Source organism: Streptomyces minutiscleroticus, from assembly GCF_014650875.1.
GTDB classification, from domain to species: domain Bacteria; phylum Actinomycetota; class Actinomycetes; order Streptomycetales; family Streptomycetaceae; genus Streptomyces; species Streptomyces minutiscleroticus.
Genome location: NZ_BMVU01000001.1, coordinates 740,943 through 761,538 on the forward strand (window position 1 = coordinate 740,943; position 20,596 = coordinate 761,538).

A 20,596-nucleotide genomic window follows, 5' to 3' on the forward strand; every position below is an offset into this window, starting at 1 on the left:
TTCTGAGCAGCAGGTTTGTATCTTTCTTTACTGAATACTTTACCTTTCCTTGGTGAAGCGGGTACTGTTGTCCGTGCGGAGGGGAGTACTCCCTGACAACTGCGGCGCACCCGTCAGTACGGATCCGACCGGATCCCGGGGCGTCGGCCCGCGACGCACGGCGCATCCCGCGTCCCGCGCGTCCCGGGTGGAAGAGACCTCCGGCAGCGACGACGCTGTACATGCCGTTACGTACTGCCGGAGGCGCAGTGGATGTATCCCTGACCCTGTGGGTTCTGACGATCGTGGGCCTGGTGGCCCTCATCGCGGTCGACTTCTTCATCGGCCGCAAGCCCCACGACGTGTCGATCAAGGAAGCAGGTATCTGGACGGTCGTCTGGATCACCCTGGCGTGTCTGTTCGGCCTGGGGCTGTTCATCTTCGGAGGGGGGCAGCCGTCCGGCGAGTTCTTCGCGGGCTTCATCACCGAGAAGTCGCTGAGCGTCGACAACCTCTTCGTCTTCGTCCTGATCATGACGAAGTTCGCGGTGCCGTCGCAGTACCAGCAGCGCGTCCTGCTCGTCGGCGTCCTGATCGCGCTCGTGCTGCGGGCCGTCTTCATCGCCGCGGGCGCCGCCATCCTCGCGAGCTTCTCGTGGGTCTTCTACATCTTCGGCGCCTTCCTCATCTACACGGCCTGGAAGCTGATCCAGGAGGCAAGGGCCGACGAGGAGGACGAGGAGTACGAGGAGAACCGGCTGCTCAAGGCCGCCGAGCGGCGCTTCGGCGTGGCGGACCGGTACCACGGCACGAAGCTGTGGATCGAGCAGAACGGCAAGCGGGTCATGACCCCGATGCTGGTCGTCATGCTCGCGATCGGCACCACCGACGTGCTCTTCGCGCTGGACTCGATCCCGGCGATCTTCGGCCTCACGCAGGACCCGTACATCGTCTTCACGGCCAACGCGTTCGCCCTGATGGGTCTGCGCCAGCTGTACTTCCTCATCGGCGGACTGCTCAAGAAGCTGGTCCACCTCAGCTACGGCCTGTCGGTGATCCTCGGCTTCATCGGCGTGAAGCTGGTGCTGCACGCGCTGCACGAGTCCGGGGTCCACGTCCCCGAGATCTCCATCCCGGTCTCCCTGGGCGTGATCTGCGCCGTCCTGGTCGTCACGACGATCACCAGCCTGATCGCCTCCAAGAAGGAGGCGGAGGCCCAGGAGTCCGCGAAGAGGAGCGGGCAGGACATCGACGCCTAGCCGCGCCGGACCCCGGAGGCCGGGGTCCGACGGGCGGGGAAGCGGTACGCGGCACGGCGCCGGGTACCGCTTCCGGCGTTCCGGAGCGTGGCGTGGCGGGCGAGTCCGGGGCGCCGTCCGGCCGGGGTGCGGGGCCCGTTCACCTCTGCGACGATCGCTGCATGCCCGTCCACCTCCGGTCCCCCGCGCTGCAGTGGACGACCGGTGTCCCGGTGGTCGCGGTCGTCCTGCTCGTCCTCACCTGGGGCCGCGACCTGCCCGGGCCGCTGGTCGCCCTGGTGACGCTGGTGCTCGCCGCGGCCGTCCTGTCGGCCGTCCACCACGCCGAGGTGATCGCGCACCGCGTCGGGGAGCCCTTCGGCTCCCTCGTCCTCGCCGTCGCCGTCACGATCATCGAAGTGGCCCTGATCGTCACGTTGATGGCCGACGGAGGGGACAAGAGCGCGACCCTCGCCCGCGACACGGTCTTCGCGGCAGTGATGATCACCTGCAACGGTATCGTCGGCCTGAGCCTGCTCGTCACCTCGCTCCGGCACGGGGTCGCGGTCTTCAACCCCGAGGGCACGGGTGCCGCCCTCGCGACGGTCGCCACACTGGCCACGCTCAGTCTGGTCGTCCCCACCTTCACCACCAGTAAGCCGGGACCCGAGTTCTCCACGGTCCAGCTCACCTTCGCGGCCCTGGCCTCACTGGTCCTGTACGGGCTGTTCGTGGCGACCCAGACCGTGCGCCACCGCGACTACTTCCTGCCGATCACCCGGCAGGGCGAGGTGATCGCCGCGGACGAGCACGCCGAGGAGCCGACCACCCGCACCGCCGTGGTGAGTCTCTGCCTGCTCGGGCTCGCCCTCGTGGGCGTGGTCGGGCTGGCCAAGGGCGTCTCGCCCACCATCGAGTCGGGCGTCGCCGCGGCCGGGCTGCCGCAGGCCGTCGTCGGCGTGGTCATCGCCCTGCTCGTCCTGCTTCCCGAGACCATCGCGGCGCTGCGCGCGGCCCGCCGTGACCGGGTGCAGACCAGCCTGAACCTCGCCCTGGGCTCGGCGATGGCCAGCATCGGCCTGACCATCCCCGCGGTCGCCCTGGCCTCCGTCTGGCTCTCCGGGCCGCTCGTCCTCGGGCTCGGCGCCACCCATATGGTGCTGCTCGCGCTGACCGTCGTGGTCGGCTCGCTGACGGTGGTGCCGGGACGCGCGACCCTGCTCCAGGGCGGCGTGCATCTCGTGGTGTTCGCGGCGTACCTGGAGCTGGCGGCCAACCCGTAAGGCCGTTCCCCCGGCCCCCGCCCCGCCCCCCACCACCCCTTTCCCGTCCGGGCCTACCCCGTGGTGGCCCCCGTCTCCGCCGCCGCCACCCGCACCGGCCGGGTCTCCGGCAGCAGCGCGAAGCAGCCCAGGCTCAGCAGCGCGATGCCCGTCAGGTACGCGGCCACGCCCCAGGGGACCCGTTCGCCGTGCGCCACGGCCGTCGCCACGATCGGGGTCAGCGCGCCGCCGAGCACCCCGCCCAGGTTGTAGCCCACGGCGGCCCCCGTGCAGCGCACCCGGGGCTCGTACAGCTCCGGCAGATAGGCGGCGATCACGGCGAACATGGTGATGAACGCGAGCATCGCCACCAGGAAGCCGAGGAACATCAGCGGCGGCTCGCCGGTCGACAGCAGGGCGACCATCGGGAACATCCACAGGGCGGCCGCGGCGCTGCCGGCCAGGCACAGCGGCCGCCGCCCGAACCGGTCGCCCAGGAGTGCGAACACCGGGGTGAGCGCCCCCTTCACCACCACGGCGGCCATGATGCACGCCAGCATGACGGTGCGGCTCACCCCGAGGCGCTCGGTCGCGTGGGCGAGGGACCACGTCGTCACCGAGTAGAAGACGGCGTACCCGACCGCGAGCGCCCCGGCCGTCAGCAGGACCAGCCGCCAGTGATCGCGCAGCACCTCGGCGACCGGCACGCGCGCGGGCTGCTCGATGCGCAGGAACTGCGGGCTCTCGACGAGCGACGAGCGCAGCCACAGCCCGGCCACGGCGAGCACGCCCGCCGCCCAGAACGGGATCCGCCAGCCCCAGGCCGCGAACTGCGCGTCCGTGAGCGTCGCCGAGAGCACCAGCATCACGCCGTTGGCCAGCACGAACCCCAGCGCGGGGCCGATCTGCGGGAAGCTCGCCCACAGCCCGCGCCGCCCGGCCGGGGCGTGCTCGGCGGTCAGCAGCACGGCCCCGCCCCACTCGCCGCCCAGCCCGAGCCCCTGCAGGAACCGCAGCACGAGCAGCAGTACGGGAGCGGCCGTCCCGATGGAGGCGTACGTCGGCACGCAGCCGACGGCGACGGTCGCGGCGCCGGTCAGCAGCAGCGAGGCGACGAGGACCGGTCTGCGCCCGTGCCGGTCCCCGACGTGCCCGAACAGGACGGAGCCGAGCGGCCGCGCCACGAAGCCCACGCCGAACGTCCCGAAGGCGGCCAGCACCCCGGCCACCGGAGAGAACGTCGGGAAGAACAGCGGCCCGAGGACGAGCGCGGCGGCCGTCCCGTAGACGAAGAAGTCGTAGAACTCGATCGCGGTCCCGGCGAGCGAGGCGGCCGCCAGCCGCGGCATGGACGGCGTCTTCACTCCGCGTACATCGTGCATGCCGGTTCAACCTGCGGCGGTCACGCAGGGTCACGGGCTCGGGTGGGGCGTGCGGGGGTGCGGGGGCGCCCGCCCGGCGTCAGTACGTGACCGTGACGCGCCGGGCCGGGCCGTCCACGCGCACGGTGCCCCCGTAGGGGATCACCAGCTGCGGATCGGTGTGCCCGAGGTCCACGTCGAGGACCACCGTCATGTCCGGGGCGTACGCGTCCACGGCCCGCAGGACGGCCTCGTGCTGGTCGCGCACGTAGCGGGCCCGGGCCGCGGGGGCGAGCGGCCGCTCGAAGGACCACGCCTTGGGGCGCCCCATCAGCAGGGCACGGAAGCGCTGGAGCAGTCCGCGCTCGCCCATGCTGCGCAGGATCCGGAAGACGTCGTCCGCGCGCGGCATGTCCTCGGAGGTCTCCAGGAACAGCACGCAGCCGTCGTACACGGACGCATCGCGGGCGATCTCGCGGTCCGCCATCAGCAGCCAGGACAGGATCTCCACGTTCCCGCCCCAGGAGCGGCCCTCGACGACGCGGTCCGGCCGGTGCCAGGTCCAGCCGGAGCCCGGCTCGGTCTCCGGCGCGCGGGCGAAGGTCGCCGGGTCCTCCCAGGGGAGGTCCACCTCGCGGAAGCGGGCGGCGGGGCGCAGTTCGTACGGCCCGGAGGTGAACAGGGCGGCCCGCAGTGACTCCGCCGTCAGCGGGTCCATCGCGCCGGGGCGGCCGAGCTCGCACATCACGGAGGCGCCGTGGTAGCCGACGACGCCGCAGTTCCACAGGTACGCGAGCAGGTTCGTGTTGTCGCTCATGCCGAAGAACGGCTTGGGGCGCGCGCGGATCAGCTCCCGGTCGAGGAGCGGCAGCACGGTGATCTGGTCGTCGCCGCCGATGCTCGCGATCACGGCCTTCACCGACGGGTCCGCGAACGCCGCGTGGAGGTCGTCGGCGCGCTCCCGCGGGGTCGCCCCCATGGCGCGGGTGGCGGGGTACTCGACCGGTTCGAGCCCGTACTCCGTGTGCAGCCGCTCCAGGCCCAGCTCGTAGGGGAGCGGGAACAGGCCGGGCAGCCCGGCGGACGGCGAGACCACGGCGATCCGGTCGCCGGGGACCGGCTTGGGCGGGTACGCGGGCAACCGGACGTCCGGGGCGTCCCGGACGCCGTCGTCCCGGACGCCGTGACCGGTCGCGGACGGGGAGTCGGGCAGGGCCATGACCGGAGGGTACGGGCGGCCGCCGTCCCCGCGCACCGTGATAAACCGGGTCCGGGCAGCAGCCCGCGGCGCGGCTCCGGCACAGCGGAGCGGCGCAGCCCCTGACCAGCAGGACCGGAGGAACCGTGCCCCAGACCGTCGCCAGCGCCCCGATCATGATCCTCAACGGCCCCAACCTGAACCTGCTCGGTGCGCGGCAGCCGGAGATCTACGGCTCCGAGACCCTCGCCGACGTCGAGGCGCTGTGCAGGAAGACGGCGGACGCGCACGGCGCCACGGTCGACTTCCGGCAGTCCAACCACGAGGGCGTCCTGGTCGACTGGATCCATGAGGCGCGCCTGAACCACTGCGGCGTCGTCATCAACCCCGGGGCCTACTCGCACACCTCCGTGGCGATCCTGGACGCCCTCAACACCTGCGACGGCCTGCCGGTCGTCGAGGTCCACATCTCCAACATCCACAAGCGGGAGGCGTTCCGCCACCACTCGTACGTCTCGCTGCGCGCCGACGGCGTGATCGCGGGCTGCGGCGTGCAGGGGTACGCGTTCGCGGTGGACCGGGTCGCCGCGCTGGCCGGGCCGGGGAGGGCCGGGGCCTGAGAGGCCCGGCGAGGGGCCGGGGCGGTCCCTCGGGGGAGTGGCAGGCGCCGGTCCCGACGGTTCTGCCGGAGAGCGGCGGCCGCGGGCGTGCGGCCGGCGCGCGCACGGCCGCGCCGGCCCGGCCGCCGTGCCGGCGGACCGCTCACCAGCCCCGCGCGTGCCACTCCGGCAGGTGCGGGCGCTCGTCGCCCAGCGTCGTGTCGTCGCCGTGCCCCGGGTAGACCCACGTCTCGTCCGGCAGGGCGTCGAAGATCTTCGTCTCCACGTCGCGGATCAGGCTCGCGAACGCCTCCGGGTCCTTGCGGGTGTTGCCCACGCCGCCGGGGAAGAGGCAGTCCCCGGTGAAGACGTGCGGGTGCCCGTGCGGGTCGTCGTAGACCAGGGCGATCGAGCCCGGCGTGTGCCCGACCAGGTGCCGGGCGGTCAGCTCCACGTTCCCCACGCGGATCGTGTCGCCGTCGTCGACGAGGACGTCCGTGGGGACCGGGATGCCGTTCGCGTCGTCCCGTCCCGCGTACGTGCGCGCGCCGGTGGCCGCCACGACCTCCTCCAGCGCCTGCCAGTGGTCGCCGTGCTGGTGGGTGGTGACGACCGAGACCAGGCCGTCGGCGCCGACCGTCGAGAGCAGCGTCCCGGCGTCGTTGGCCGCGTCGATCAGCAACTGCTCGTCCGTGGCGCGGCAGCGCAGCAGATAGGCGTTGTTGTCCATCGGCCCGACCGCGACCTTCGTGATGATCAGGTCCCGCAGTTCGTGCACGTCCGCAGGGCCACCGACCCTCACCGCTCCGCTGTACGTCATGGCGTCAGCCTATAGCGGGGGCAGGACGGGCAGCAGCCCTCCGGTGACGTCCAGCGCGCTGCCGTCGCGGCGGCCGGAGAGCCAGCCCAGGAGGTCGGCGGCCGTCCCGCGCACCCCGACGGTGCCGCCCCCGGCCCCGCCGCCGGTGGTCCAGGAGCGGCCGTCCCCGGCGTCGAGGCGCACCGGGGGCACCTCCGGGTGCCCGTCGAACCGCTCCGCCAGGAAGGCGATCTCCCGGTCGGTGAACTCCTCCGGAAGGTCCTCCAGTTCGTAACCGGCGTCCAGGTCGACGTGGTGCAGCTCGACCTCGGCCCAGCGCCGGAACGGCACCCGGGAGGCGACGTCGGTCACGCCGTTGCGCAGCTCCACCGTGCGGGACCAGTCCGCGGTCGCCGCCTCCGCCTCCCGCAGGCGGTCCGCGCTCTCCCGCAGGTCGGCGAGGTGCGCGGCGAGCGGGCGCGGCGCGTCCCGCTCGATGTCGGCGTCCCGCGCCTCGGGGGAGGCGTACATCGGGCGTCCCGCGAACACCTCCGCCAGGGCGTCCGCGTTCCGGGACAGGTGGGCCAGGACGTGGCCGCGGGTCCAGCCGGGCAGCCGTGACGGCTCGGTCACACCGGCGTTGTCCAAGCGGGCGGCTGCGCTGAGCAGCCGCTCGGTCGCCCGCCGTACAGACTCCAGGTCGCGTGCGTGATCGGTCATGGACGCCGACGATAGCCGCGCCACACCTTCGGGTGAAGCGGGCCGGGAATACCCGTAAATCGAATGCACGTGCTATAAGCTCGGTTCCGGCGTCGGGCATGCTGGAAGACCCGGGACTGTTGTCACCGGAAGAAACCGACCGGCGCTGTCAGTGGCTCCCCCTAGTCTGTGAGAGACGGGGGCCCCGGCCCCTGTCACTTCTCTCTAGAAAGGTGCGGACCGGCGTGGCCGACCGTCTCATCGTCCGTGGCGCGCGCGAGCACAACCTCAAGAATGTCTCGCTCGACCTCCCGCGCGACTCGCTCATCGTCTTCACGGGTCTGTCCGGGTCGGGCAAGTCCTCGCTCGCGTTCGACACGATCTTCGCCGAGGGCCAGCGGCGCTACGTGGAGTCGCTCTCCTCGTACGCCCGGCAGTTCCTCGGCCAGATGGACAAGCCCGACGTCGACTTCATCGAGGGCCTGTCCCCGGCCGTCTCGATCGACCAGAAGTCGACCTCGCGCAACCCGCGCTCCACGGTCGGCACCATCACCGAGGTCTACGACTACCTCCGCCTGCTCTTCGCGCGCATCGGCAAGCCGCACTGCCCCGAGTGCGGCCGCCCCATCTCGCGCCAGTCGCCGCAGGCCATCGTGGACAAGGTCCTGGCGCTGCCCGAGGGCAGCCGCTTCCAGGTGCTGTCGCCGCTGGTGCGCGAGCGCAAGGGCGAGTTCGTCGACCTCTTCGCCGACCTCCAGACCAAGGGCTACAGCCGCGCCCGGGTCGACGGCGAGACGGTCCAGCTGACCAACCCGCCGACGCTGAAGAAGCAGGAGAAGCACACCATCGAGGTGGTCGTCGACCGCCTCACGGTGAAGGACTCCGCCAAGCGCCGGCTGACGGACTCCGTGGAGACCGCGCTCGGCCTGTCCGGCGGCATGGTGGTGCTCGACTTCGTCGACCTCCCCGAGGACGACCCCGAGCGCGAGCGCATGTACTCGGAGCACCTCTACTGCCCGTACGACGACCTGTCCTTCGAGGAGCTGGAGCCCCGCTCCTTCTCCTTCAACTCGCCCTTCGGCGCCTGCCCCGAGTGCACCGGCATCGGCACGCGCATGGAGGTCGACCCCGAGCTGATCGTCCCGGACGAGGACAAGTCCCTGGACGAGGGCGCCATCCACCCCTGGTCGCACGGGCACACCAAGGAGTACTTCGGCCGGCTCATCGGCGCGCTGGCGGACGCGCTGGGCTTCCGGACCGACATCCCCTTCGCCGGTCTCCCGCAGCGCGCGAAGAAGGCCCTGCTGTACGGGCACAAGACGCAGGTCGAGGTGCGCTACCGCAACCGCTACGGCCGCGAGCGCGTGTACACGACGTCCTTCGAGGGCGCCGTGCCGTTCGTGAAGCGCCGGCACAGCGAGGCCGAGAGCGACACCAGCCGCGAGCGCTTCGAGGGCTACATGCGCGAGGTGCCCTGCCCCACCTGCGAGGGCACGCGCCTGAAGCCGATCGTCCTCGCGGTCACGGTCGAGGGGAAGTCGATCGCCGAGGTCTCCGCGATGTCCATCAGCGACTGCGCGGAGTTCCTGGGCCGGATGGAGCTCAACGCGCGCGACAAGAAGATCGCCGAGCGCGTCCTGAAGGAGGTCAACGAACGGCTGCGGTTCCTGGTCGACGTCGGCCTCGACTACCTGTCGCTGAACCGCGCGGCGGGCACCCTCTCCGGCGGCGAGGCGCAGCGCATCCGCCTGGCCACGCAGATCGGCTCCGGCCTCGTCGGCGTGCTCTACGTCCTCGACGAGCCCTCCATCGGCCTGCACCAGCGCGACAACCACCGGCTGATCGAGACCCTGGTCCGGCTGCGCGACATGGGCAACACGCTCATCGTCGTCGAGCACGACGAGGACACGATCAAGGTCGCCGACTGGGTCGTCGACATCGGCCCCGGCGCGGGCGAGCACGGCGGCAAGGTCGTCCACAGCGGCACGTTGAAGGAGCTGCTGGACAACGACGAGTCGATGACCGGGCAGTACCTGTCCGGGAAGAGGTCCATCCCGGTCCCGGACGCCCGCCGCCCCGTGGACCCGGACCGCCGGCTCACCGTGCACGGCGCCAAGGAGAACAACCTCCGGAACATCGACGTGTCGTTCCCGCTCGGCGTCCTCACGGCCGTCACGGGCGTGTCGGGCTCCGGCAAGTCCACGCTGGTCAACGACATCCTGTACACGCACCTGGCGCGCGAGCTGAACGGCGCCCGCACCGTCCCCGGACGGCACACGCGCGTGGAGGGCGACGACCTCGTCGACAAGGTCGTGCACGTCGACCAGTCGCCCATCGGCCGCACACCTCGGTCGAACCCGGCGACGTACACCGGCGTCTTCGACCACGTCCGCCGGCTGTTCGCGGAGACGACCGAGGCGAAGGTGCGCGGCTACCAGCCGGGCCGCTTCTCCTTCAACGTCAAGGGCGGCCGCTGCGAGAACTGCTCGGGCGACGGCACCATCAAGATCGAGATGAACTTCCTGCCGGACGTGTACGTCCCCTGCGAGGTCTGCCACGGGGCGCGATACAACCGGGAGACCCTGGAGGTCCACTACAAGGGCAAGTCCATCGCCGAGGTCCTGGACATGCCGATCGAGGAGGCCCTCGGCTTCTTCGAGGCGGTGCCCGCGATCGCCCGTCACCTGAGGACGCTGAACGACGTCGGTCTCGGCTACGTCCGGCTCGGCCAGTCCGCGCCGACCCTCTCCGGTGGCGAGGCGCAGCGCGTGAAGCTCGCGAGCGAACTGCAGAAGCGCTCCACCGGGCGCACGGTGTACGTGCTCGACGAGCCGACCACGGGTCTGCACTTCGAGGACATCAGCAAGCTGATCAAGGTGCTGTCGGGCCTGGTCGACAAGGGCAACTCGGTCATCGTCATCGAGCACAACCTCGACGTCATCAAGACCGCCGACTGGATCGTCGACATGGGTCCCGAGGGCGGCAGCGGCGGTGGCGTCGTCGTCGCCGAGGGCACGCCCGAGCAGGTCGCCGGTGAGCCCGCCAGCCACACCGGCAAGTTCCTGCGGGAGATCCTGGGCGCGGAGCGGATCAGCGACGCCGCCCCGGCGAAGCCCGCGCGCGCCTCGCGCAGGACCGTGGCGGCCGGGGCGTCGGCGAAGAGGACGGCGACGGTCAGGACCACCACGGCCAAGAAGGCCACCGCCGAGAAGACCGCCGCCAAGAAGACGGCCGCGAAGAAGACGGCCGCGAAGAAGACGGCCGCCACGAAGACGCGCAAGGTCTGAGAGGGCGTGCGGGTGCCCGTCCCGGGACGGGCACCCGCACCGCTCACGGCGGTTCGGCCCGGGGAGGAGGCGCCCGCCGGCCCCTCACGGCTGCTGCCGGCCGCCCCTTCGACGACCGACGCGCCGCGGCCCCACGGGAACCCTCCCGCGGGGCCGCGGTGCGTCCGTACGCGTGCCTTCGCGCCCTCGCGCCTCAAAGGCCCAGCTCGTGGGCGTACGGGGGCTCGGCGCCCGCACGCGAGCAGGTGACCGCCGCCGCGCGCGCCGCGAACGTCAGCAGCTCGCGCCAGCCGTCGGCGCCGAGGCCCGCCAGGCCGTCGGCGGACAGCGCGCCGCGGGCGGACAGCCCGTGCAGCAGGGCGGCGTTCACCGTGTCGCCCGCGCCGATCGTGTCGACCACGTCCACCCGCTCGCCCGGGACGGCGTACTCCGAGCCGTCGCGCGTGAGGACCGTCAGCCCGTCGCCGCCCCGGGTGACCACCACGGCCGAGGGGCCCGCGGCCAGCCACTCGCGCGGGGTGTCCCCGAGCCACTGCGCGTCCTCCTCGGACAGCTTCAGCAGCGTCACCGACGGCAGCCAGCTCTTGAACCGGGCCCGGTAGGCGTCCGGGTCGGCGATCAGACCGGCGCGGATGTTCGGGTCGAGGGCGGTGAACACGCCCTGCGCGGCGGCCCGGCGCATCAGCTCCTCGTACGCGCTCGCGCCCGGCTCCAGGACCAGCGAACAGGTGCCGAAGGACACCGCCCGCGTCCCCTCCGGGAGCCGGTCGGGCGCCGTGAACAGCCGGTCCGCGGTGCCCTCGACGTAGAAGCTGTACCGGGCCGAGCCGCCCGCGTCCAGCGTGGCCGCGGCGAGCGTCGTGGGCTCCACGCCGCGCTGCACGGACGCCACGTCGACGCCCGCCTCCCTCAGGCCGTCGAGCAGCGCCTCGCCGAAGGGGTCGCGCGAGACCCGGGAGCAGAAGGCGGCGGGGGAGCCGAGGCGGCCGAGGGCGAGCGCCGTGTTGTACGGGCCGCCGCCGCGGCGCGGGTCGAGGGCGGCGAGCGCCCCCGCCTCCCTCGGCACCAGGTCGATCAGAGCCTCACCGGCGACGACGATCACAGGACGGGTCCTTTCTCCGGGCAGCCGCACGAGCTGCGGTGGACGAAGGCGCAGGGCAGCCGCACGGTGCGGGCCGCCCGGCCGGGGGACGCCAGCCGGTCCAGGAGCAACCGGACGGCGCAGGCCCCGATCTCCCGCGCGGGCTGGGAGATCGCGGTCGGCCCGGGCGAGAGGAGGTCCGCCCAGGGGAAGTCGTCGAAGCAGCACAGGGCCAGGTCGTCCGGTACGGACAGGCCGTGCTCGCGCAGGGCGCGCAGGGCGCCGACGGTCATGGCGTTGTTGGCGGTGACGAGGGCCCCGGGCGGCACGGCCAGCGAGAGCAGGGCGTCGGTGGCGTGCCGCGCCGCCGTCGCCTCGGAGTCGCCGTGCACGAGGAGCCGCTCGTCGAAGGGGAGCCCGGCGGCCGCGAGCCCGTGCCGGTACCCGCTGATCCGCTCGGTGGTGGTGCTCAGGCCCGGTGCCCCGGCGACGAGGCCGATCCGGGTGTGGCCCAGGTCCGCGAGGTGGGTGACCAGCCGGGCCACGGGCTCGGCGTTCTCCGCGCACACCTGGTCGAAGGCGGCGCCCGCGCCGCCGACCAGCCGGTCCAGCAGGACCGTGGGCACGGCGTGCCGGCCCAGGTAGCCGAGCAGGCCGTCCGGGGCGGCCGAAGGGGCCACGATCATGCCGTCGACCCGGCGCTCGTGCAGCAGCCGCACGGCCTTGAGCTCGTGCACGGGGTCGTCGTGCGGGTCGGCGATCAGCAGGCCGTAGCCGTGCTCCAGAGCGGCCGCCTCCACGCCCTGGAGGATCTCGGTGAAGTAGGGGTTGCTGATGGCCGAGACGGCCAGGCCGATGGAGCGGGTGCGCGAGGTGACCAGCGACCTCGCGAGCGTGTTGGGCGTGTAGCCGAGCTCGTCGACGGCGTCCAGCACGGCCCGGCGGGTGGCGGGCCGCACCGGGCGCGTGCCGTTGAGGACGTGCGAGACGGTGGCCACGGACACCCCCGCGCGCCGCGCCACGTCGGCCATGGTGGCCATGCCGCTCCCTCCGCCCCGCAGTCGCCGGAACCCGTTGGTCCAGGTGCGCGGCCGTCGCCACCGCACCCGGCTGTCGCAGGGGAACGTATCCCAGGCGGGTGGTGTACGTAAACGTTTGCGCAAGCGTTTACGTCTCATCCGGACCTGGCGGGTCCGCCCCGCCCGAGCCGGAGCGATACGTACCGGTATCGTGCGTCCCGCACTGTCATCGCCCCTTCCGACCTGTGGAGACGCCATGCCCGGCCGTCCGCCCGCGAGCCGCCGCGCCGTTCTGCGCGGCGCGGCCCTGACCCCTCTCGCCGGACTCGGCCTGACCGCGTGCGGAGGCGGGGGCGACGGCGGGCGGGCGGCGTCCGCCGGTCCGACCGCGCCGGTCGACCTGGGCGCCGAGAGCGACGTGCCCAAGGGCGGCGCCAAGCTGTTCCGTGACGCGAACGTCGTCGTCAGCCGGGCGCAGGACGGCGGCCTGAAGGCGTACAGCACGGTCTGCACGCACGCGGGGTGCCCCATCAGCAAGCTGTCGGGGACGAAGCTGACCTGCTTCTGCCACGGCAGCGAGTTCGACGCCACGACCGGCGAGGTGCTGCACGAGCCGGCGACGGTCCCCCTCCCGGAGGTCGCCGTACGGGCGGAGGACGGCAGGATCGTGGCGGGCCCGAGCGCCTGACCCCGGCCGGCGGCACGGCATGGCGGACCGCCCGCGCCCGCCCGCCGGACCGCCTGCCCGTGCGTGCCGGGCCGCCCGCCCGTGCGTGCCGGGCCGTCCGCCCGTGCGTGCCGGGCCGTCCGTACGCGTCGAGCCGCCCGCACACACCTGCCGGACGGCCGGACGCGCCGGACACCGATCACCGGCCAGGACCGGCGCCCGTCACTCCCGGGCCCGCCCGGCATCCCCGGCCGGCGTCCGTCACTTCCGGACCCGGCCGGCACTCCCGGCTGGCGTCCCCCGCTCCCGGGCCCGCCCGGCACTCCCGGCCGGCGTGCGTCCGTCCCGGTCCCGGCCGGTCACTCCCAGTCCCACCCGATCCCCACGAGCCCCGACCGCACGCGCGGCTCGACCATGTGCACCGACCGGTGGTGCTCGCTCAGGGGCAGCTCCCGGCGGTCGACGCGCGGCGCGGCCGCCGAGTGCTGCGCGAACCGGTGGCAGCGCACCGGCAGCGCCCCCTCGGCGAACCTCACCTGGAGCGCGTACTGCCCGCCCGCGTGCCCGAACCCGCGCACGTACTCGTGGGAGGCGTCCGCCGTGCCGTCCTCGAAGCCGTAGCGGAACAGGAAGGTGTCGCCCGTGTGCAGCCGGGTGTCGAAGAGCAGCTCGGCAGCCACGACGCCGGTGCCGCGGTGCCGGCGCACACGGCCCGTGCGGCAGTTCTCCAGGGCGTGCACCGTGGTGCGGTCCGGGTCGCAGCCGGGGTCCCCGTGGTGGACGGCCACGAAGCGGTCGACGCCGTCCTTGTGGGCGCGCACGATGTGGTGCGACTCGTGCCCCAGCAGCTCGCGGCGCGCCCCGATGCGGACGTGCTCGTGCAGCCCCAGGGTGTGCAGCCCGCCGTCGTGCGGGGAGCCCAGCTCGGCGCGGAGCTTGTCCAGGACGTCCGAGGCGTCCATGAGCGAGCGGTAGGAGCGGACGGCGGGGCGCTCGGGGCCGGGGGCCTCCCCGTCCCGCGCGAGCAGCCGTATGAGGGACTCCTCCGGCAGCTGGAGGATCTCCTCCAGGGCGCGTACGGCCCGCAGGGACTCCGGCCGCTGCGGGCGCCGTGCGCCCTGCTGCCAGTAGCTCAGACTCGTCACCCCCACCCTGACCCCGTGCCGGGACAGGTGGTGCTGGACGCGCTGCAGGGGCAGACCGCGGGCGGTGATCGCGGCGCGCAGCGCGGCGTGGAACGGGCCGCCCCGCAGGACCGTCTCCAGTTCCGCCGCCGCGGCGGCGTCCGCGTGCTGTGTGCCGTGCCGCATCGAGGGCCTCTCTCGTGGGTGATCACAACGGCCGGCTCGGGCCGTGCGCGCCGGTCGGAGGGGCCACCCGGCCGGCGTACGGAACCGGTCACGTCCGTACGACGTCGTTCACGCCCCCAAGTTCTCCCGCATTGAAGCGTGTTGATCATGCCCGGACAACACCCGAGGCGTCTCGAACCGGCCACGGAACGCCGGCCCGGCCCGGACGGCCGCCCTCCCCGGGCCGCCGCACGTCACGGCGCGCGGACCCCGCCCCCGCCGGGCCGCCGCGCCGCACGGCGCGCCATCCCGCCGTCCGGCCGGGCACCCCCTCGGCGGCCGGGGCGGTCCCGTCCGGCCGTGCCGACCGGCGGACCGTCGCGGTGTCACACGGCGCCAGTAGGGTGTGAGACATGGCCGACCCCTCCAGCTACCGCCCCAAGCCGGGAGAGATCCCCGACTCGCCGGGGGTCTACCGGTTCCGCGACGAGCACCGCCGGGTGATCTACGTCGGAAAGGCGAAAAGTCTGCGCCAGCGCCTGGCGAACTACTTCCAGGACCTGGCGAACCTCCACCCGCGTACGCGTTCGATGGTCACCACGGCCGCGTCGGTGGAGTGGACGGTGGTGTCCACGGAGGTCGAGGCGCTCCAGCTGGAGTACTCCTGGATCAAGGAGTACGACCCGCGGTTCAACGTGAAGTACCGCGACGACAAGAGCTACCCCTACCTCGCGGTCACGATGAACGAGCGGTTCCCGCGGGTGCAGGTGATGCGCGGGCACAAGAAGAAGGGCGTGCGCTACTTCGGCCCGTACACGCACGCGTGGGCGATCCGCGACACCGTGGACCTCCTCCTGCGCGTCTTCCCGGTGCGCACGTGCTCGGCGGGCGTCTTCAAGAACGCCGCCCGCACCGGCCGCCCCTGCCTGCTGGGCTACATCGGCAAGTGCTCCGCCCCCTGCGTCGAGCGCATCTCGGCGGAGGACCACCGGGACCTCGCCGAGGACTTCTGCGACTTCATGACCGGCCGCACGGGGACGTACATCCGCCGTCTGGAGCAGCGGATGGCGGAGGCGGCCGAGGAGATGGAGTACGAGCGGGCGGCCCGCCTGCGCGACGACATCGGGGCCCTGAAGAAGGCCATGGAGAAGAGCGCGGTGGTCCTCGCCGACGCGACCGACGCCGACCTGATGGCGGTCGCCGAGGACGAGCTGGAGGCCGCCGTGCAGATCTTCCACGTGCGCGGCGGCCGGGTGCGCGGCCAGCGCGGCTGGGTGACGGACAAGGTGGAGGCCGTCACCACCGCCGGCCTCGTCGAGCACGCGCTGCAGCAGCTCTACGGCGAGGAGACCGGCGACGCGGTGCCCAAGGAGGTGCTGGTGCCGGCCCTGCCCGACCCGGTGGAGCCGGTGCAGCAGTGGCTCGCCGACCGCCGCGGGTCGAACGTGTCGCTGCGCATCCCCCAGCGCGGCGACAAGAAGGCCCTCATGGAGACCGTGCAGCGCAACGCGCAGCAGGCCCTGGCCCTGCACAAGACCAAGCGCGCCTCCGACCTGACCACCCGCTCGCGCGCCCTGGAGGAGATCGCCGAGGCCCTCGGCCTGGACAGCGCGCCGCTGCGCGTGGAGTGCTACGACATCTCGCACCTCCAGGGCGAGGACGTGGTGGCCTCGATGGTGGTCTTCGAGGACGGCCTGGCGCGCAAGAGCGAGTACCGGCGCTTCCAGATCAAGGGCTTCGCGGGCCAGGACGACGTCCGCTCCATGCACGAGGTGATCACCCGGCGCTTCCGGCGGTACCTCGCGGAGAAGGAGAAGACCGGGGAGTGGGCGGACGGCGAGTTGCCCGAGGCCGAGGCCGGAGCCGGGACGGGCGCCGGAGCCGAGGTCGGCGCCGGAGTCGGGGCAGGGGCCCTGACCGAGGACGACGGGCGCCCCAAGAGGTTCGCCTACCCGCCGCAGCTCGTGGTGGTCGACGGCGGGCAGCCGCAGGTCGCGGCCGCCCGCCGGGCCCTGGACGAGCTGGGCATCGACGACATCGCCGTGTGCGGCCTGGCCAAGCGGCTCGAAGAGGTCTGGGTGCCCGGCGAGGACGACCCGGTGGTGCTGCCCCGCACGAGCGAGGGGCTGTACCTGCTGCAGCGCGTGCGCGACGAGGCGCACCGCTTCGCGATCACCTACCAGCGCACCAAGCGGTCCCAGCGCTTCCGGTCCAGCCCGCTGGACGACGTGCCGGGCCTGGGCGAGGCGCGCAAGCAGGCACTGATCAGGCACTTCGGGTCGGTGAAGAAGCTGCGGGCCGCGACGATCGACCAGATGTGCGAGGTGCCCGGCATAGGCCGCAAGACGGCCGAGGCGATCGCCGTGGCCTTCGCGCGGGCGGCCCCGGCGGCGCCCGCGGTCAACATGACGACCGGAGAGATCATCGAGGACGAGGAACCCGGGACGGCGGCGGGTCCCGGACCCGAGGGGGAGTCCGTGCCCGCGGGCGCCCCGGACGGAAGACGGGGGCAGGAGACATGACGGAACACGGGGCTGACCCGGAGGAACGCACGGCGCGCACCCCGGAGTCGCACACGCGGACGAGCGGGGACCGGGCCCGGCGGGCCGAGGCCCTCCGGGCGGGCGGAGGCGCGGGCGACGCCGGTCACGGGATCGGTAACGATCGGCGTACGCGGGACGTTGACACCTCGTGGGCCGCACCCCCGGGGGACGGCCGCGCACCCGAGGACGACCGCCCGCGGCAGGACGCGGACCAGGAAGACGGAGCAGACGTGAGTACGGGCACGACCATCGAGACGGCCGCACTGCCGGACGCCGCCATCCCCGAGCTGGTGATCATCTCCGGGATGTCGGGCGCCGGCCGGTCCACCGCCGCCAAGTGTCTGGAGGACCTCGGCTGGTTCGTCGTGGACAACCTGCCGCCCGCGCTGATCCCCACCATGGTGGAGCTCGGCGCCCGCTCCCAGGGCAACGTGGCGCGGATCGCGGTCGTCGTCGACGTCCGCGGCCGCCGCTTCTTCGACAACCTCCGCGAGTCGCTCGCCGACCTGGAGGCCCGCCACGTCACCCGGCGGATCGTCTTCCTGGAGTCCTCCGACGACGCCCTGGTGCGCCGGTTCGAGTCCGTCCGGCGGCCCCACCCCCTCCAGGGCGACGGCCGGATCGTCGACGGCATCGCCGCCGAGCGCGAGCTGCTGCGCGAGCTGCGCGGCGACGCCGACCTGGTGATCGACACCTCCAGCCTCAACGTGCACGAGCTGCGCGCCAAGATGGACGCCCGGTTCGCGGGCGAGGAGGAGCCCGAGCTGCGGGCCACGGTCATGTCCTTCGGCTTCAAGTACGGCCTGCCGGTCGACGCCGACCTGGTCGTGGACATGCGCTTCCTGCCCAACCCGCACTGGGTCCCCGAGCTGCGCCCCTTCACCGGCCTCAACGAGGAGGTGTCGAGCTACGTCCTGAACCAGCCCGGCGCCAAGGAGTTCCTCGACCGCTACGCCGAGCTGCTCCAGCTCGTCGCCGCGGGCTACCGCCGCGAGGGCAAGCGCTACGTGACCATCGCCGTCGGCTGCACCGGCGGCAAGCACCGCTCGGTCGCCATGTCGGAGAAGCTCGCCGCCCGCCTGGCGGCCGAGGGAGTGGAGACGGTCGTCGTCCACCGGGACATGGGCCGCGAATGACCGGACGTACGCTGCGGCTGAGCAGGCTGCGCGGGACCGGCCCCGAGGGCCGCGGCGGCAGGGTGCGCAGGCGCGGCGCCCAGCCCAAGGTCGTCGCCCTCGGCGGCGGCATGGGCCTGTCGGCCTCGCTCGCCGCGCTGCGCCGCATCACCGGCGACCTCACCGCCGTGGTGACCGTCGCCGACGACGGCGGCTCCAGCGGGCGGCTCCGCGACGAGCTGGGCGTCCTGCCGCCCGGCGACCTGCGCAAGGCGCTGGCCGCGCTGTGCGGCGACGACGACTGGGGCCAGACCTGGGCCCGCGTCATCCAGCACCGCTTCCAGTCCCACGGCGACCTGCACGACCACGCGGTGGGCAATCTGCTGATCGTCGCCCTGTGGGAGCAGCTCGGCGACCACGTCCAGGCCCTGGACCTGGTGGGCCGGCTGCTCGGCGCGCACGGCCGCGTGCTGCCCATGTCCGCCGTGCCCCTGGAGCTCCAGGCGCTGGTCAGGGGCCACGACCCGGAGCGGCCGCAGGAGATCACGACGGTCCGGGGGCAGGCGACCGTCGCCCTCACCCCCGGCGAGGTGCAGTCCGTGCACGTCGTGCCGCACGACCCGCCCGCCGTGCCCGAGGTGGTCACCGCGATCCTAGACGCGGACTGGGTGGTGCTCGGCCCCGGCTCCTGGTTCTCCTCGGTGATGCCGCACCTGCTGGTGCCCGACCTGCTGGACGCGCTCACGGAGACCAAGGCCCGCCGGGTGCTGTCCCTGAACCTCGCCCCGCAGCCCGGAGAAACCGAGGGCTTCTCCCCGCAGCGTCATTTGGAGGTTTTGGGACGACACGCCCCTAAACTCGCCCTGGACGTGGTGCTGGCCGACGAGGCCGCCGTGCCCGACCGTGACTCGCTCACCGACGCCGCCCGTCGTTTCGGCGCCGCGGTCGAGCTGGCTCCGGTGGCCCGGGCCGACGGTTCCCCGAGGCATGACCCGGAGCTGCTGGCCGCCGCGTACGACCGTATTTTTCGGATGCATGGAAGGATCGGCCCATGGCGATGACGGCAGCGGTGAAGGACGAGATCTCCCGGCTACCCGTCACCCGGACCTGCTGCAGAAAGGCGGAGGTCTCCGCCGTCCTGCGGTTCGCGGGCGGCCTTCACCTGGTGAGCGGCCGCATCGTGATCGAGGCGGAGCTGGACACCGCGATGGCGGCACGGCGGCTGAAGCGGGACATCCTGGAGATCTTCGGCCACAGCTCGGAGCTGATCGTGATGGCCCCCGGCGGACTGCGCCGCGGCTCCCGCTACGTCGTGCGCGTGGTCGCGGGCGGTGACCAGCTGGCCCGGCAGACCGGCCTGGTGGACGGGCGCGGACGCCCGATCCGGGGGCTGCCGCCGCAGGTGGTCTCGGGGGCCACCTGCGACGCCGAGGCCGCCTGGCGCGGAGCGTTCCTGGCGCACGGCTCGCTGACCGAGCCGGGCCGCTCCTCCTCCCTTGAGGTGACCTGCCCCGGCCCCGAGGCCGCGCTCGCCCTGGTCGGCGCCGCCCGCCGGCTGTCGATCGCCGCGAAGGCCCGCGAGGTGCGCGGCGTGGACCGCGTGGTCGTGCGCGACGGCGACGCGATCGGCGCGCTGCTGACCCGCCTCGGCGCCCACGAGTCGGTGCTGGCCTGGGAGGAGCGGCGGATGCGCCGCGAGGTCCGGGCCACCGCCAACCGCCTCGCCAACTTCGACGACGCCAATCTGCGCCGCTCCGCCCGCGCGGCGGTCGCCGCCGGCGCCCGGGTGCAGCGCGCCCTGGAGATCCTCGGCGACGAGGTCCCCGAGCACCTCGCGGCGGCCGGGCGGCTGCGCATGGAGCACAAGCAGGCGTCCCTGGAGGAGCTGGGCGCGCTCGCCGACCCGCCGCTGACGAAGGACGCCGTCGCGGGCCGCATCCGCCGGCTGCTGGCCATGGCCGACAAGCGGGCCCAGGACCTCGGCATCCCGGGCACGGAGTCGAACCTCACCGAGGAGATGGCCGACAACCTCGTGGGCTGAGCGGGCCGGACCGACCGGCGGGACCGGCGGGGCCGCCGCCCCGCCGTCCCGGCCGTCCGGTGAGGCCGCCGTCCCGGTGGCCCGCCGCTTCGGTGAGGCCGCAGGCACCTTGGCAGGGCCGCCGGCACTTCGGTGAGCCCGCCGCCCCGGTGGCCCGCCGCCTCGGTGGGGCCGCCGGCGTCCCTCCCAGGTGCCGACGGTTCCTCCGCCACCGCTCCCCGGCGCCCCCACCGTTCCCCGCTCCCCACCGTTCCCCGGCTCCACCACCGCTTCCCGCACCCCCCACGGCCCCCGGTTCCGCCACCGCTTCCCGCGGCCCTCCGGGCCCGTCCCGGAGACATCGCTGTCCCTTGAATCCATCATTGACATGATCATGCAAGGCCATGAGCCTGTCGTCCGGCACAGAAGTGCCGGACAAC

General features: G+C 73.3%; 16 protein-coding genes. 9 read left to right on the top strand and 7 right to left on the bottom strand.

Translation table 11 applies throughout. The features are described 5' to 3' along the window. Positions 1-248 precede the first annotated feature (248 nt). Positions 249-1,238, top strand: a complete 990-nt coding sequence (locus IE271_RS03000) for a TerC family protein (RefSeq protein WP_190188511.1) — start codon at positions 249-251, stop codon at positions 1,236-1,238. A 161-nt stretch (positions 1,239-1,399) separates the two neighbouring features. Next, on the top strand, positions 1,400-2,500 hold the full coding sequence (locus IE271_RS03005; RefSeq protein WP_190188512.1) for a calcium:cation antiporter: 1,101 nt from the start codon (positions 1,400-1,402) through the stop codon (positions 2,498-2,500). Positions 2,501-2,553: 53 nt separating this feature from the next. Here IE271_RS03005 and IE271_RS03010 read toward each other — a convergent pair whose 3' ends face one another. Both IE271_RS03010 and IE271_RS03015 read right to left on the bottom strand, forming a co-directional pair. Continuing rightward, positions 2,554-3,861, bottom strand: coding sequence for an MFS transporter (locus IE271_RS03010; protein ID WP_190188513.1), 1,308 nt, complete (start codon positions 3,859-3,861; stop codon positions 2,554-2,556). Positions 3,862-3,940: 79 nt separating this feature from the next. Then, positions 3,941-5,059, bottom strand: a complete 1,119-nt coding sequence (locus IE271_RS03015; protein WP_190188514.1) for a S66 family peptidase — start codon at positions 5,057-5,059, stop codon at positions 3,941-3,943. 125 nt (positions 5,060-5,184) lie between these two features. Here IE271_RS03015 and aroQ point away from each other — a divergent pair, with 125 nt between their 5' ends. After that, positions 5,185-5,658 carry a type II 3-dehydroquinate dehydratase gene (gene aroQ / locus IE271_RS03020; RefSeq protein WP_190188515.1) on the top strand — a complete coding sequence of 158 codons (474 nt, stop codon included), beginning with the start codon at positions 5,185-5,187 and terminating at the stop codon, positions 5,656-5,658. A 142-nt stretch (positions 5,659-5,800) separates the two neighbouring features. Here the strand turns inward: aroQ and IE271_RS03025 are convergent, their stop codons facing one another. Further along, positions 5,801-6,457, bottom strand: coding sequence for an MBL fold metallo-hydrolase (locus IE271_RS03025; RefSeq protein WP_190188516.1), 657 nt, complete (start codon positions 6,455-6,457; stop codon positions 5,801-5,803). A gap of 9 nt (positions 6,458-6,466) precedes the next feature. Further along, complete coding sequence (locus IE271_RS03030) at positions 6,467-7,156, bottom strand: maleylpyruvate isomerase family mycothiol-dependent enzyme (protein WP_190188517.1); 690 nt, start codon at positions 7,154-7,156, stop codon at positions 6,467-6,469. A 224-nt stretch (positions 7,157-7,380) separates the two neighbouring features. Between IE271_RS03030 and uvrA the strand changes: the two genes are divergently transcribed. Further along, positions 7,381-10,422 (top strand): excinuclease ABC subunit UvrA, encoded by a 3,042-nt coding sequence (gene uvrA, locus IE271_RS03035; RefSeq protein ID WP_190188518.1) that lies wholly within the window; start codon positions 7,381-7,383, stop codon positions 10,420-10,422. 193 nt (positions 10,423-10,615) lie between these two features. Here uvrA and IE271_RS03040 read toward each other — a convergent pair whose 3' ends face one another. Both IE271_RS03040 and IE271_RS03045 read right to left on the bottom strand, forming a co-directional pair. Next, complete coding sequence (locus tag IE271_RS03040) at positions 10,616-11,524, bottom strand: carbohydrate kinase family protein (RefSeq protein WP_190188519.1); 909 nt, start codon at positions 11,522-11,524, stop codon at positions 10,616-10,618. Beyond that, entirely contained in the window at positions 11,521-12,543 is a 1,023-nt protein-coding gene (locus tag IE271_RS03045; RefSeq protein ID WP_190188520.1) for a LacI family DNA-binding transcriptional regulator, read from the bottom strand. Before IE271_RS03045 ends, IE271_RS03040 begins: the two co-directional genes overlap by 4 nt. A gap of 235 nt (positions 12,544-12,778) precedes the next feature. Here IE271_RS03045 and IE271_RS03050 point away from each other — a divergent pair, with 235 nt between their 5' ends. After that, the gene (locus tag IE271_RS03050) at positions 12,779-13,210 is read left to right on the top strand and encodes a Rieske (2Fe-2S) protein (RefSeq protein WP_190188521.1); all 432 of its coding nucleotides are present in this window, start codon (positions 12,779-12,781) and stop codon (positions 13,208-13,210) included. A gap of 338 nt (positions 13,211-13,548) precedes the next feature. Here IE271_RS03050 and IE271_RS03055 read toward each other — a convergent pair whose 3' ends face one another. Continuing rightward, positions 13,549-14,499 (bottom strand): hypothetical protein, encoded by a 951-nt coding sequence (locus IE271_RS03055; protein ID WP_190188522.1) that lies wholly within the window; start codon positions 14,497-14,499, stop codon positions 13,549-13,551. A 392-nt stretch (positions 14,500-14,891) separates the two neighbouring features. Here IE271_RS03055 and uvrC point away from each other — a divergent pair, with 392 nt between their 5' ends. From uvrC to whiA, 4 genes are read left to right on the top strand one after another with little or no spacing between them, the layout of a single operon-like run. Next, on the top strand, positions 14,892-17,000 hold the full coding sequence (gene uvrC, locus IE271_RS03060; protein ID WP_190188523.1) for an excinuclease ABC subunit UvrC: 2,109 nt from the start codon (positions 14,892-14,894) through the stop codon (positions 16,998-17,000). Next, a complete protein-coding gene (gene rapZ / locus IE271_RS03065; RefSeq protein ID WP_190188524.1) occupies positions 16,997-18,157 on the top strand; it encodes an RNase adapter RapZ in 1,161 nt (386 codons plus the stop codon). Before uvrC ends, rapZ begins: the two co-directional genes overlap by 4 nt. After that, positions 18,154-19,197, top strand: coding sequence for a gluconeogenesis factor YvcK family protein (locus IE271_RS03070; RefSeq protein WP_190188525.1), 1,044 nt, complete (start codon positions 18,154-18,156; stop codon positions 19,195-19,197). The genes rapZ and IE271_RS03070 overlap by 4 nt, the downstream gene beginning before the upstream one ends. After that, complete coding sequence (whiA, locus tag IE271_RS03075) at positions 19,188-20,177, top strand: DNA-binding protein WhiA (protein ID WP_190188526.1); 990 nt, start codon at positions 19,188-19,190, stop codon at positions 20,175-20,177. Before IE271_RS03070 ends, whiA begins: the two co-directional genes overlap by 10 nt. Positions 20,178-20,596 lie beyond the last annotated feature (419 nt).

Bases quoted from the DNA above. Each gene is read 5' to 3' on its own strand.
- IE271_RS03005 (WP_190188512.1), top strand. From the start codon at position 1,400: ATGCCCGTCCACCTCCGGTCCCCCGCGCTGCAGTGGACGACCGGTGTC.
- IE271_RS03010 (WP_190188513.1), bottom strand. From the start codon at position 3,861: ATGCACGATGTACGCGGAGTGAAGACGCCGTCCATGCCGCGGCTGGCG.
- IE271_RS03015 (WP_190188514.1), bottom strand. From the start codon at position 5,059: ATGGCCCTGCCCGACTCCCCGTCCGCGACCGGTCACGGCGTCCGGGAC.
- IE271_RS03025 (WP_190188516.1), bottom strand. From the start codon at position 6,457: ATGACGTACAGCGGAGCGGTGAGGGTCGGTGGCCCTGCGGACGTGCAC.
- IE271_RS03030 (WP_190188517.1), bottom strand. From the start codon at position 7,156: ATGACCGATCACGCACGCGACCTGGAGTCTGTACGGCGGGCGACCGAG.
- IE271_RS03045 (WP_190188520.1), bottom strand. From the start codon at position 12,543: ATGGCCACCATGGCCGACGTGGCGCGGCGCGCGGGGGTGTCCGTGGCC.
- IE271_RS03050 (WP_190188521.1), top strand. From the start codon at position 12,779: ATGCCCGGCCGTCCGCCCGCGAGCCGCCGCGCCGTTCTGCGCGGCGCG.
- IE271_RS03055 (WP_190188522.1), bottom strand. From the start codon at position 14,499: ATGCGGCACGGCACACAGCACGCGGACGCCGCCGCGGCGGCGGAACTG.
- uvrC (WP_190188523.1), top strand. From the start codon at position 14,892: ATGGCCGACCCCTCCAGCTACCGCCCCAAGCCGGGAGAGATCCCCGAC.
- rapZ (WP_190188524.1), top strand. From the start codon at position 16,997: ATGACGGAACACGGGGCTGACCCGGAGGAACGCACGGCGCGCACCCCG.
- IE271_RS03070 (WP_190188525.1), top strand. From the start codon at position 18,154: ATGACCGGACGTACGCTGCGGCTGAGCAGGCTGCGCGGGACCGGCCCC.
- whiA (WP_190188526.1), top strand. From the start codon at position 19,188: ATGGCGATGACGGCAGCGGTGAAGGACGAGATCTCCCGGCTACCCGTC.